This window comes from Nocardia sp. CY41 (genome assembly GCF_009829325.1).
Taxonomy (GTDB): Bacteria; Actinomycetota; Actinomycetes; order Mycobacteriales; family Mycobacteriaceae; genus Nocardia.
Genome location: NZ_VUOS01000002.1, coordinates 322,139 through 334,479, shown reverse-complemented (window position 1 = coordinate 334,479; position 12,341 = coordinate 322,139). Strand labels below are relative to the sequence as shown.

General features: G+C 69.2%; 13 protein-coding genes. 1 reads left to right on the top strand and 12 read right to left on the bottom strand.

What is annotated here, in order from left to right; all coding sequences use genetic code 11:
* Positions 1–22 precede the first annotated feature (22 nt).
* Positions 23–748 carry an FHA domain-containing protein gene (locus GVY64_RS03990; protein WP_236566592.1) on the bottom strand — a complete coding sequence of 242 codons (726 nt, stop codon included), beginning with the start codon at positions 746–748 and terminating at the stop codon, positions 23–25.
* A gap of 169 nt (positions 749–917) precedes the next feature.
* Between GVY64_RS03990 and GVY64_RS03985 the strand changes: the two genes are divergently transcribed.
* On the top strand, positions 918–1,415 hold the full coding sequence (locus GVY64_RS03985; protein ID WP_159838774.1) for a GNAT family N-acetyltransferase: 498 nt from the start codon (positions 918–920) through the stop codon (positions 1,413–1,415).
* A gap of 12 nt (positions 1,416–1,427) precedes the next feature.
* On the opposite strand, the gene GVY64_RS03980 is transcribed toward GVY64_RS03985, so the two are convergent.
* The 11 genes from GVY64_RS03980 to GVY64_RS03930 form a co-directional block, all read right to left on the bottom strand.
* Positions 1,428–2,351: a tyrosine-type recombinase/integrase gene (locus GVY64_RS03980; protein ID WP_159838772.1), complete on the bottom strand. Its 924-nt coding sequence runs from the start codon at positions 2,349–2,351 to the stop codon at positions 1,428–1,430.
* A gap of 54 nt (positions 2,352–2,405) precedes the next feature.
* Complete coding sequence (gene dprA / locus GVY64_RS03975; protein WP_236566602.1) at positions 2,406–3,584, bottom strand: DNA-processing protein DprA; 1,179 nt, start codon at positions 3,582–3,584, stop codon at positions 2,406–2,408.
* A gap of 296 nt (positions 3,585–3,880) precedes the next feature.
* Positions 3,881–5,389 (bottom strand): YifB family Mg chelatase-like AAA ATPase, encoded by a 1,509-nt coding sequence (locus tag GVY64_RS03970; protein WP_159838768.1) that lies wholly within the window; start codon positions 5,387–5,389, stop codon positions 3,881–3,883.
* Positions 5,390–5,746: a YraN family protein gene (locus tag GVY64_RS03965; protein ID WP_159838766.1), complete on the bottom strand. Its 357-nt coding sequence runs from the start codon at positions 5,744–5,746 to the stop codon at positions 5,390–5,392.
* Positions 5,747–5,848: 102 nt separating this feature from the next.
* Entirely contained in the window at positions 5,849–6,154 is a 306-nt protein-coding gene (locus GVY64_RS03960) for a DUF2469 domain-containing protein (protein WP_011210678.1), read from the bottom strand.
* Positions 6,155–6,200: 46 nt separating this feature from the next.
* Positions 6,201–6,986: a ribonuclease HII gene (locus tag GVY64_RS03955; protein ID WP_201297898.1), complete on the bottom strand. Its 786-nt coding sequence runs from the start codon at positions 6,984–6,986 to the stop codon at positions 6,201–6,203.
* Between the two features lie 46 nt (positions 6,987–7,032).
* Positions 7,033–7,815 carry a signal peptidase I gene (lepB, locus tag GVY64_RS03950; RefSeq protein WP_416382514.1) on the bottom strand — a complete coding sequence of 261 codons (783 nt, stop codon included), beginning with the start codon at positions 7,813–7,815 and terminating at the stop codon, positions 7,033–7,035.
* A gap of 76 nt (positions 7,816–7,891) precedes the next feature.
* Positions 7,892–8,233 (bottom strand): 50S ribosomal protein L19, encoded by a 342-nt coding sequence (gene rplS, locus GVY64_RS03945; RefSeq protein WP_040780792.1) that lies wholly within the window; start codon positions 8,231–8,233, stop codon positions 7,892–7,894.
* Between the two features lie 322 nt (positions 8,234–8,555).
* Positions 8,556–8,846, bottom strand: coding sequence for a hypothetical protein (locus GVY64_RS03940; protein ID WP_236566591.1), 291 nt, complete (start codon positions 8,844–8,846; stop codon positions 8,556–8,558).
* A gap of 62 nt (positions 8,847–8,908) precedes the next feature.
* Positions 8,909–9,826: a hypothetical protein gene (locus GVY64_RS03935; RefSeq protein ID WP_159838762.1), complete on the bottom strand. Its 918-nt coding sequence runs from the start codon at positions 9,824–9,826 to the stop codon at positions 8,909–8,911.
* 27 nt (positions 9,827–9,853) lie between these two features.
* The gene (locus GVY64_RS03930; protein WP_159838919.1) at positions 9,854–12,247 is read right to left on the bottom strand and encodes a Tex family protein; all 2,394 of its coding nucleotides are present in this window, start codon (positions 12,245–12,247) and stop codon (positions 9,854–9,856) included.
* Positions 12,248–12,341: the final 94 nt, after the last annotated feature.

Below are 12,341 nucleotides of genomic sequence, written 5' to 3'. Positions count from 1 at the left end.
TTCCGACGAGCCGGCCGGAGCCTTACCTCTCCTGATCGGTGACGACACCGAATTCGATAGCGCGTTCGACCAGGAACAGTCGTTTCTGGTTCGGCGGTAAGGCTTCGACCTGGAATATCCGGAACAGCGCACGCATGTGCGTCTTGACCGTCGAAAGGCTCAGGCACAAATCGTCCGCGATCTGCCGGTTGGAGGCCGGGTAGGAATAGGCGTCGCGCGCGTCGTACGGACGGCACAGCGCCGAGAGAACCAGATACTGGGCCGGCGTCAGTGAATTACGGGTCGGCAGGGGTGAATGCGCGAGCGTCATTTCCTCGTGGAAGGATTCGGCGATTCGGAAGACGAATGCCGACCGACCGACGCGAATCGTATCCCCCGAACCGAGTTTCCGCCGTCCGCCAACGCGTTCGCCATTGACGAATGTCCCATTCTTGGACAAGCCGTCGTCCACGATGGTCCAGCATCCGCCGATGCGCTCCAGAATCGCATGCAGCCGGGACACGGTCGGGTCGGAAGGCACGATGATATCGGCGGCGCCGGACCGCCCGATCGTCATTCTGGACGCGCCGCCGTCGAGCGAGATTTCCCGCACACCTTCCTGCGCGACGGACTGTGGCGAAATGGAAGCAGGACGCTCCCACGCGGACTGTCCCGCCAGTGGGTACAGTTCGCGACGCAGGGCCTGTGGTCCGCTGGACGTAGACATCGTTCGTCTTCCCACTCGAAGTACGCCGGGAACTGCGGGCACCGATTCGCTACTCCCAGGGTGCCCTTTCTCGGTGGCGGAAACATGCAGATTCGACTACTTCGTCCCATGAGTGAGTCGCTATCGGACTTCAGACACGGGAACCGGCATGAAACCAACCGATCAGTCGGATAATCGTCATCCGGGCGGGCGAACGGCCCACAACAGCCGGATGAGCGTCCTCATCCGACCGCGCACCGAAGCCGACCTCGACGCCTGCGCCGCGGTCCTGCGACACGTCCACGACGTCGACCGATATCCCGAGGTCTGGCCTACCGACCCCGCCGGCTGGCTGGCACCGCCCAAACTCCTCACAGCGGTCGTCGCCGACCGCGACGGCACCGTAGTCGGGCACATCGGCCTGGGCACGAGTGACAACACCCCGGAGGCCGTGCGTGAATCGGCGGGCGCGGAAGCGGTCGTGTCGGTGATCCGGTTGTATGTCCGCCCGGATGCCCGCCGAGCGGGAGTGGGCTCACGATTGCTGGCCGAAGCCGCACGCATCGCCGGGAGCTGGGGGCAGCGCGCCGTCCTCACGGTGGCGTCCGACAGCACAGCGGCGATCACCCTCTACGAGCGGCACGGTTGGCGGCAGGTGCACAGCGGGCCCGGCGGCTGGCACACCGCGGACGGCCGGGAGGCTCGAGTGCACTACTACGTCGGTCCCTGATCCGTGCGCCGGTCAAGCCCGGGGATGGGCCTGGTCGTGCACCTTCTTGAGCCGGTCGATGGAGACGTGGGTGTACAGCTGCGTGGTGGCCAGACTGGCGTGCCCGAGAAGTTCCTGCACCACACGAAGATCGGCCCCGCCTTCGAGGAGGTGGGTCGCGGCAGTGTGCCGCAGACCGTGCGGACCCAGGTCCGGCGCACCCGGGATGGCCGAGACCACCTCGTGCACGACGGTTCTGGCCTGGCGTTGATCGAGACGCCTGCCACGGCGGCCGAGCAGCAGCGCTCGACCGGACTCGGCGGTGGCGAAGGCCGGGCGTCCGTAGCGCAGCCAGTTGCCGACCGCCTCGTCGGCGGGCGCGCCGAACGGCGCCGATCGCTCCTTGTTGCCCTTCCCGAGGACGCGCACCACGCGCCGTTCGCGGTCCACGTCCTCGACGTCCAGGCCGCACAGCTCACTGACCCGGATGCCGGTGGCGTACAGCAACTCCACTATCGCCCGGTCTCGCAGTGCCATCGGATCGCGCTGCGCCGCACCGGATTCCGCGGCGTCCATGGCGCCCAGCGCCTGTTGCCGCCCGAGTACAGCGGGAAGGACGCGGTGCGCCTTCGGGGAACCCAGCCGCAGCCCCGGATCAGCGGGCAATCGGCCGGTCCGGCTGAGCCAGGCCGTGAATGTGCGCGCCGACGACGCGCGCCGTGCCACAGTCGTGCGCGCCGCGCCCGCCGCCGCTTGCTGGGCCAGCCACGAACGCAGCAACAGCAGGTCCAATTCGCGGATCGCCGAATCCGCCGACCGCGTGTACAGGTGCGCCAGTAGGGATCGCGCGTCCCCCAGGTATGCGCGCGCGGTGTGCTCGGAGCGGTTGCGTCCGAGCCGCAGATGCCTGCCGTACTCCACCAGCAGCGCTTCCAGGTCTTCGGGCAACTCCTCCATGCTTCCACCGTCCCGATCCGCGGCGCGGATCGCAAGCGGCCGCGCCGAACGCGCTCATCCGCGCCGCGCCCTTCGATGCCAACCGTTTTCGTCACTGGCCACCAGACCCGCCAATTCGAGCGCGGACAAGGTCGCACGAACCGCCGGAAGGTGCAGGCCGCACTGCCGCGATATTTCCAGTGGCAGCCGGGAACCGATCCTCGGCAGCGCGGCGAAGACCAGCGCCTCGTCTCCGGCCAACTGGTCCTCCGGGTTGCCGCCCGCGGCCGCCGCTGCGGGGAGCGACAGCCGTAACGGCCCCGCTTCGTCGACGACTTCCTCCGCTTTGGTCACCAGGAGGGCTTCGCCGTCGCGGATCATGCGGTGACAGCCCACCGAAGCGGCCGAGGTCACCGGGCCGGGCACGGCCAGGGCCGGACGCCCCAGGCGACGTGCCCATTTGACGGTGTTCCGCGCACCGCTGCGCAGCCCGGCCTCGATGACGAGCACGCCGTCGGCGAGGGCGGCGATCAATCGGTTCCGCGCGAGGAACTGGTGCTTCTGCGCGGAGACGCCAGGCGGGTATTCGCTGACCACCAAGCCGGACTCGGCTATGTCGGTCAGCAAGCGCTCGTGCTGCGCCGGGTAGGGCCGGTCGATACCGCAAGCCAGCACGGCGATCGTAGGGCCCTCTACCGCCAGCGCCGCCCGGTGCGCCATGGCGTCTATCCCGAAGGCGGCCCCGGAAACAATGGTCCACCCCTGTGCGGCGAGATCGCCCGCGATTTCACCCGTGACCCGGTTGCCGTACCCGGTGCTGCACCGCGCGCCGACCACAGCCACAGCACGCTCGCTGGACTCCAGCAGCGAGCGCGGGCCGCGCACCCACAACACGAGCGGTACGGCGCCGTCACGATCCCGGCCCGGCTCGAGCTGGGCGAGACCGAGCATGCGCCAAGCGGGCCACTCCGGGTCGTCCGGCGTCACCACCCGCCCGCCGATCCGCTCGATCATCTCCAGATCCCCGGCCGCCACATCGACCTCGCGGCGCTGCGCCGTCGGCCCGCGAAGCGGTTCGGGCAAGGCGCACTCGCGCACCGCACGCGCCGCCTCCACCACCCCGACCGACTCGACCAGCGCCGACAGCGGCGCACACGGCCCCTGCACCACCCGCGAGAGGTACACCCACGCGAGCCGCCGGGCATCCGGTTCGCCGGACGGCGCTCCGGAACCGCACGCGGGCGCCCGGACCACCGAGCGCCCGGCCGCGACCGCAGACCCTCGGGCCACCGCGCACGAGTCGGCGACCGTGCGCACGTTCGCCGCTGCCGGTACGTCCGCCGCAGGCGGATGCGCGACCGCAGGCGCATTCGCGACGACCACTTCCCCGCCTCCAGGCAGATTTGTGGCGGCAGGTGCGTCCGCGGCCGCGGGTAGATGCGCAACGACAGGCAAGTTCGCGAGAGCAGCCTCGTCCCCGTCCGCAGCGTCGCGTACGGTCACCGCCGCAGGCGGGTTTCCGGTCTCATCTTCGGCGGGCGTCATCGCGCTCACTGGGCACCCCGCTGGCGAAAGTTGAGAGCGGCCAGAACGTCCTGTGCCGAGGGCAGCCCACCGCCGCGCAAGTCGGAAATCGTCCAGGCGACGCGAATGGCCCGGTCCGCACCACGCGCGGACATGCGACCGAGACGTAGTGCGGCCTCGACGGGCGCGAGCGATTCGCGCGGCAATCGGAAGCGTTGGCGCAAGATGTGGCCGGGCACCTCGGCGTTGGTCAGCCAGCCGTATTCGCGCCAGCGCTCGGCGGCGGCGCGCCGAGCGACGGCGACCCGGCCGCGGACCACCTCGCTGCTCTCCGCGGCGTCGGTGCTGAACGCCGCGCCGGACTGCCCGTGCATCCGCACCCAGATGTCGATCCGGTCCATCAGCGGCCCGGACAGCTTGCCGAGATAGCGGCGGCGCGCCAGCGGCGCGCAGATGCAGTCGACATCGCGCGCCGGGGCACACGGGCACGGGTTGGCAGCCAGAACCAGCTGGAAACGAGCTGGATAACGCGCGACACCGTCGCGCCGGGCGATACGCACCTCCCCTTCCTCCAATGGCGTTCGCATCGCTTCCAGCACCTTCGTACCGATCTCGGCGCACTCGTCCAAGAACAGCACGCCGCGGTGGGCCCGGCTGACCGCGCCCGGCCGGGCGGTCCCCGACCCACCGCCGATCATCGCGGTCACCGAAGTGGAGTGATGCGGGGCGACGAAGGGTGGCGCGGTGACCAGCGGATGATCTCCCGCCAGCGTGCCCGCCATGGAGTGGATCGCGGTCACCTCCAGCGCCTCGGCCTCGGTGAGAGGTGGCAGCAGACTCGGCAGACGTTGCGCCAGCATCGTTTTACCGATGCCGGGCGGCCCCGTGAGCAGGAGATGGTGCCCGCCCGCCGCGGCCACCTCCAATGCCCAGCGGGCCTCGTCCTGCCCCACCACTTCGCTGAGATCGCCGCCATGGCGCACCGTGTCCGGCAGGTCACCGTCCGGCTCGTCGAGCGCGCCTTCCCCGCGCAGCCAGGCCACGACGGCACGTAGGCTGCGCGCCCCGAGAACCTCGATGCCCTCGACCAGTCCCGCTTCGGCCATGGTCACCGCCGGGACCACGACCGTGGACCAGCCGGCCTTGCGCGCCGCGAGCACGGCGGGCAAGATGCCGCGCACCCGCCGCACCCGGCCGTCCAGCGCGAGTTCGCCGAGCAGCACGGTCTTCGCGAGCCGATCGGAGGGAACCGAGCCGGACGCGTCCAGCACCGCGACCGCGAGGGCGAGGTCGTAGACGCTGCCCAACTTCGGCAATGTCGCGGGCGACAGCGCGAGGACCACCCGGCCGTCGGGCCACTTCTCCCCCGAATTCGCCACCGCGGAGCGCACCCGGTCGCGCGACTCCTGCAACGCGGTGTCGGGGAGCCCGACCAAGTGGACCGACGGCAGGCCTTGCCCGATATCGGCCTCTATCTCGACGAGCAGACCGTCCACGCCGGTGACCGCGACCGAGTGCGCCCGGCCGAGGGCCATTCAGAACACCGCCCGGAGATGATCGATGACCGGTGTGCGACCACGCGCCACCAGCACCGACACCACGTCGAACCGGATGCGCCGCCACGGTCCGTCCTGCTCGGCCAGCCACAGCAGAGCCAACCGTCGAATCCGCTGCTGCTTGGCGAAGGTGACCGACTCGGCCGGAGTTCCGTAGCCCACGCCGGAACGGGTCTTGACCTCCACGAACGCGGTCACGTCCCCGTCTGTGGCGATCAAGTCGAGTTCGCCGTATCGGCAACGCCAGTTCCTGGCGACGATCTGCATTCCGGCGGCGCGCAGAAATGCCGCCGCCAGTTCCTCCCCGTGCGCGCCGAGCGCCTGTCTGTCTGTCACCCGGCCAGCGTGCGCCGGACCCGGAATCAGGTCAGCACCGTCGACCTGGGAAAAGGGAAAGCCTGTTGATAACCGAGTCGCTGTGCAGAACTGACGGCAGGCTCACTCGGGCAACCGCAGGTCCGGCTTCTCCAGCTCCTCGATGTTGACGTCTTTGAAGGTGATGACCCGGACGTGCTTGACGAAGCGGGCCGGGCGGTACATGTCCCACACCCACGCGTCGCTCATCCGCACCTCGAAGTACACCTCGCCGTCCGCGTTCTGCGGGCGCAGCTCCACGGAATTGGCCAGGTAGAAGCGGCGCTCGGTCTCCACCACGTACGAGAATTGACCGACGATGTCCTTGTACTCGCGATACAGCGAGAGCTCCATCTCGGTTTCGTACTTCTCGAGGTCCTCGGCACTCATCGGGTGGGACGTCCTCCTTCTCGCCGCATCGCGTCGTGTGGTGACATCATCGCGCATGCGCTGCGTCGGTAGCTACTCGGCCAGCCGTACGCCCGTCCGGAAACTGCTCCGACAGCGCCTCCTCGACGCCCTCGGCCAGCAGTGCGTCCGCCTCGTCGGCGGCCGCCGCGACCGGCCGCAACCCGGCGGCTTCGCGCACGTTGCGCCACGAGCGGCGGTGTTCGCTGCTGGGTCCGAGGCGGTGCAGCGCGGCGGTGTGCTCGGGCGTGTTGTAGCCCTTGTGGGCGGCGAAGCCGTAACCGGGGAACCGCTGGTCCAGCTGGACCATGATGCGGTCCCTGGTGACCTTCGCGAGGATGCTGGCCGCCGCGATGCAGGCCGCCGCGCCGTCGCCCCCGATCACGGGCAGCGAGGGCACCGGGATGCCGGGCACCCGGAATCCGTCGGTCAGCACGTATCCGGGAGTGCGCCCGAGCCCGGCCACGGCGCGGCGCATCCCCTCGATATTGGCGACGTGGATGCCGATCGAGTCGATCTCCCAGGCCGGGATGACGACGACCTGGTAGGCGAGCGCCAGACGAACGATCACCGGATACAGCTCTTCACGGGTGGCCTCGGTGAGCTTCTTGGAGTCGTCGAGGCCGGCCAACTTGTCATACGCCTTCGGAGCGAGCAGGCACGCGGCCACCACGAGCGGTCCCGCACAGGGTCCGCGCCCTGCTTCGTCCACACCGGCGACCGGCCCGAGACCGCTGCGGATCAATGCCGCCTCGAGCGTGCGCAACCCTCCGGCCCTGCGCATCACCACGCGCGGCGGCCAACCGTTACCCACCGGCACTCGCCCTTGCCCCACCGTCCAATTATCCTGCGCCGCGCGCTCAGTTCTCCTGGGGATTCTCCGAACGGACCGGGCCGATCCGGCCGGGCGGCCAGATCTTGAACACCGCCTTGCCGCGGACATTCTCCACGGGGATGGTGCCCTGCAATTCGTCGGTGATATGGGCGCGGGAGTCGGCCGACTGGTTGCGGTTGTCGCCCATCACCCACAGATGACCCTCGGGCACCTTCACGGGCTTGAACTCGCGTCCGCCGCTCGCGTTGTACGGCTGGCCCGGAACGTAGGGGGCGAGATAGCGGGCGTACGGCTCGTCCAGCGGTTTGCCGTCCACGATGACCCGGCCCTGCGGATCGCAGCACTCCACGGTCTGGCCGCCGACCGCGATCACCCGCTTCACCAGATCGTTCTCGTCCGGCGGCACCAGCCCGAAGAAGGAGAAGAAGTTCTGCACGCCGCGGACCGCGGGGTTGTCCGAACGGATCGACTGGTAGTGGGTGTTCCACGAGGGCGGCCCGACGAACACGACCACGTCGCCCGGTTGCGGATCGCCCCAGTAGTAGCTGAGCTTCTGCACGTAGATGCGGTCACCGGTGCATCCGGCGCATCCGTGCAACGTGGTTTCCATCGATTCCGACGGGATCACGTACGGCCGACCGACGAAGGTGACCATCAGCGCGGCGATCACCGCGGCGATCACGATGAGAATCGGCAATTCCTGCCAGAACGGCCGCTGCTTCTTCTTCGGCCGCCGCTTTGCGCGACCTGCCCGCGTACCCTCGTCGCCCGATTCGGACACCGACACCGACCCACTTTCGTCTGCCACGCCGAACAGATTAGCCCGGCAGCGAAACCGTGGTCCGATGCCGGGCTGGGGAAAATCTGTGTACCGAAAAGCTAACTCAGCGCTTTTCCTTGATCTTGGCGGCCTTGCCGCGCAGCTCGCGCAGGTAGTACAGCTTGGCCCGGCGGACGTCACCGCGGGTGACGACATCGATGTGGTCGATGTTCGGGCTGTGCACCGGGAAGGTGCGCTCCACGCCGACACCGAACGACACCTTGCGGACCGTGAAGGTCTCGCGGATGCCACCACCCTGGCGGCGGATCACGACGCCCTTGAAGACCTGGATGCGCTCCTTCGAGCCTTCGATGACCTTCACGTGCACGTTGAGCGTGTCGCCCGGCCGGAACTCGGGGACGTCGCTGCGCAGCGACTTCTCGTCGACGAAGTCAAGGGTGTTCATTTCCATCCTTCTGGTTTCGCGCGAACAGAGGACCCTGGCGGCACTGGACGTGCTCGGCCGGTTCATGCTCCGAATAAGGGGGTGCGCCGGGTCGACAACCGCCCAGGGCAACCTGAGCATTGTGCCAGATCGGCGCGCCGCGGAAGAAATCGGGCGGTGCGGCGGCGCCCTTTCACGCTACCCCCGGCGCGCCACGGTGCACGACCGCCGCCTGTTACCGACTGCGGGGTGACACCGTTTCCGCGCGGAGGACCTCGAGTGCGCGACGGCACGGCGGTTGCGAACTCGGCGCGGCGGCCCCGGCTGCCCCTCGTCTTCCGGCTCAGGACTCCGGCGGGAGAATCGGCGACGCGAACACCTCTTCCAGCGGAGTCGGCCCGGTGTAGCGGCGGCATTGGCACCCAACCCATTCCCGCAGGCCATGCGTGCCCTTACGGGAGATCTCGGCGTGGCAATTGCCGGTGGCGCGGTCGTGCAGCGCCAGGTCGTGCCCGCAACCGCAGCGCGCCGGAACTCGCTCTCTCGAAAAGGTTCGGCGATGTCCGAACCGGCCACAGGCCCAGCCGATACCGACGAGGCCGGCGCCGACCGCGAGACTCAGGGGATCCACCACAGTCACAGTATACGTATACGCATAGCGCGACGTCTGCCGAATCTCCACCGCATACGCCGTTCTCAGTGTTTGTGTTCGCCGGAGACCGCGTCCTCTGCGGGAGGGCCGGGCGTGTACGGCGAAACATGGTCGGCGTGCCAGAGCGGGTGGTGCCGGTGCGGGGCGGGCGGAGCGGGCACGACCGTGCGGGTGAGCTCCGCTTCCGCCGCCGTGCGGACGTGCTCGACGTCCGGTTTTCCCGCGACCAGGTCCTGCACGAAGATCTTCGCGCGGATGACCGGGCGGCGATAGCGCCGTTCGCGGACGATGGCCCGGTACCTCAGGCGCCTGCGGTCGGCGTAACGCCAGCGCGCCCACGGCGCACCCGGACGGCTCAACCGCAGCGCGCCGACGACCAGCAGGGGGAGGAAGAACATGCCGAACAGACCGGTCCAGATCTTCCCTTTGGCGATCACGATCGCCGCCAGAGCGAGATTGACGACCGCGAACGCGACGACGAAGGCGCGCACCTCGGTACTCGGATCGTGCCGGAAATCGTTGATGTCCAGCATCCACAACGGGTGGAAGCCCAGCAGCAGCAGTCCCGTCACGGCGAGCGCGACGAAGACCGCGTCCACCGACGTGCGTCCCTGCTCCTCCCAGTACACGTCGCGCAGATAGAAGATCAGCGCGAACTCGTCGAGCACCAGCGCCGCCCCTACACCGAAGGAGGCGGCCAGGATGCTCGCCGTGGCCGTATCGGCGCTCTGGTATTGGGCCACCATGCCGACGCCGGAGGCGAGCACCAGGATGACCCCGAACACCATGTGGTGGATGTGCGTGTCACCGGCCCGCAGATTGCCCGGCCACCACCGCACCCGCGCCCGGATGAGCCGGACGCTGACGCGGATGAACAGGAATCCGACGATGAATCCGAGGAGGAAGCACAGCAACGGCAGCCGCCCTTGGGCGATCACGTCCTCGTGGAGCCACCGTCGCATGGCCGCTACTTCCTCCCGCGCACCGGACTACTGGCCGAACCCCGCCCTGCGCAGCGCGTCCGCCATCGCGCCGCTCGGTGCGGGCGCGTTCCGGCGCTGGTTGCCGCCGCCGCGCCCCTGGCCTTGGTTGCGGTTCTGACCCTGCTGCCTGTTCTGACCATTCTGCCGCTGCCGCTGCTCGCCGCCTCCGGATCGCCCGCCCTGATCGGATCGGCCGCCTTGACCGCGCTGGCGGTTGTCGCCGCCCTTGGCGGGTGCGCCCGGCTCGTCGTCCAGGCGCAGCGACAGGCCGATGCGCTGGCGCGCCACGTCCACCTCGAGCACCTTGACCTTGACCACGTCGCCGGACTTGACCACCTCGCGCGGGTCCTTGACGAAGTTGTGCGACATGGCCGAGACGTGCACCAGACCGTCCTGGTGCACGCCCACGTCGACGAACGCGCCGAACGCGGCCACGTTGGTCACCACGCCCTCGAGCACCATGCCCGGTTTCAGGTCGGCGACCTTCTCCACGCCCGCGGCGAACTCGGCGGTCTTGAACTCCGGACGCGGGTCGCGGCCCGGCTTCTCCAGCTCGGCAATGATGTCGGTGACGGTCGGGACACCGAAGCGCTCGTCGGTGAAATCGCCGGCGCGCAGCGAGCGCAGGACCGTGGTGTTGCCGATGACCTCGGCGATGCCCCGCCCGGTGGATTCGAGGATGCGCCGCACCACCGGATACGCCTCCGGGTGCACCGCGGAGGTATCCAGCGGATCGTCGCCGCCGCGGATGCGCAGGAAGCCCGCGCACTGCTCGAACGCCTTCGGGCCGAGGCGCGGGACGTCGAGCAGCGCGGTCCTGCTGCGGAAGGGGCCGTTCTGGTCCCGGTGCGCCACAATGCTCTCGGCCACCGACCCGGCGATGCCGGACACCCGCGACAGCAGCGGCACCGAGGCCGTGTTCACGTCGACGCCGACCGCGTTCACCGCGTCCTCGACCACCGCGCCCAGCGAGCGGGCCAGCAGCGATTCGGACACGTCGTGCTGGTACTGGCCGACGCCGATGGATTTCGGATCGATCTTCACCAGTTCGGCCAGCGGGTCCTGCAGCCGCCGCGCGATCGACACCGCGCCGCGCAGCGAGACGTCCAGGTCGGGCAGTTCCTGCGAGGCGTAGGCCGAGGCGGAGTACACCGAGGCGCCCGCCTCGGAGACCACGATCTTGGTGGGCTTGTTCTCCGGGATACGCGAGATCAGTTCGGCGGCAAGGGCGTCGGTCTCGCGCGAGGCGGTGCCGTTGCCGATGGCGATGAGCTCCACGCCGAATCGTGCGACCAGCGCGCCGAGCACCGCCAGCGACTTCTCGGTCTGGCCCTGCGGCTTGTGCGGATAGATCACCTCGGTGGCGACCACCTTGCCGGTGGCGTCGACCACCGCGACCTTCACGCCGGTGCGGTAGCCCGGGTCCAGACCCATCGTCGTGCGGGTGCCCGCGGGGGCGGCGAGCAGCAGGTCGCGCAGGTTCGCGGCGAACACGTCCACCGCGTCCTTCTCCGCGGCCTGCCGCAGGCGCATCCTGGTGTCGATGCCGAGGCTGACCTGCAACTTGGTGCGCCAAGCCCAGCGCACGGTGTCCAGCAGCCAGGAGTCGGCGGGGCGGCCCCGGTCGGCGATGCCGAAGCGCGTGGCGATGCGGCCCTCGTAGACGGTGCGCTCGCCCGGCTGCGGCTCCTCGGTGTCCGGCTCGAGGTGCAGTGTGAGCACCTCTTCCTTCTCTCCGCGCAGCAGCGCGAGGATGCGATGCGAGGGCAGCTTGTCGAACGGCTCGCTGAACTCGAAGTAGTCGGCGAACTTCGCGCCCGCTTCCTCCTTGCCCGCCCGCACGGTCGAGGTGATCTGTCCGCGGTTCCACATCAATTCGCGCAATTCGCCGACCAGGTCGGCGTCCTCGGCGAAGCGTTCGACCAAGATGGCGCGCGCGCCGTCGAGCTGCTCGGCGGTGTACTGCGCCGGATCGGTGTTCGGATCCTCGATCAGGGCATCGGCCACCGGCTCGTGCCCGGCCTCCCGCGCGATCTGAGCCTTCGTACGCCGCTTCGGCTTGTACGGCAGGTAGATGTCCTCGAGCCGGGCCTTGGTCTCGGCGAGCATGATCTGCCGGTGCAGGGCGTCGTCGAGTTTTCCTTGGCCACGGATCGATTCGATGATCGATGCGCGGCGCTCGTCGAGTTCACGCAGGTAGTGCAGACGTTCCTCGAGCACGCGCAGCTGCGCGTCGTCCAGTCCGCCGGTGACCTCTTTGCGGTACCGGGCGATGAACGGCACCGTCGAGCCCGCGTCGAGGAGCTCGACGGCGGCGCGCACCTGGGGCTCACGCACCGCGAGTTCCTCCGCGATACGACGGTTCACGCTGGCTGGGCCCGCGGTGTCGGAGCGTGGCACGGCGGGTGTGGACTCTGCACTGGCAGTCTCGGGCGCTGTCGTCACGTCGGAGACACTACAGTCGCCGCCTGACACGCGGTCCACGCCCAGGTGA

Bases quoted from the DNA above. Each gene is read 5' to 3' on its own strand.
- GVY64_RS03985 (WP_159838774.1), top strand. From the start codon at position 918: ATGAGCGTCCTCATCCGACCGCGCACCGAAGCCGACCTCGACGCCTGC.
- GVY64_RS03980 (WP_159838772.1), bottom strand. From the start codon at position 2,351: ATGGAGGAGTTGCCCGAAGACCTGGAAGCGCTGCTGGTGGAGTACGGC.
- GVY64_RS03970 (WP_159838768.1), bottom strand. From the start codon at position 5,389: ATGGCCCTCGGCCGGGCGCACTCGGTCGCGGTCACCGGCGTGGACGGT.
- GVY64_RS03960 (WP_011210678.1), bottom strand. From the start codon at position 6,154: ATGAGTGCCGAGGACCTCGAGAAGTACGAAACCGAGATGGAGCTCTCG.
- rplS (WP_040780792.1), bottom strand. From the start codon at position 8,233: ATGAACACCCTTGACTTCGTCGACGAGAAGTCGCTGCGCAGCGACGTC.
- GVY64_RS03935 (WP_159838762.1), bottom strand. From the start codon at position 9,826: ATGCGACGGTGGCTCCACGAGGACGTGATCGCCCAAGGGCGGCTGCCG.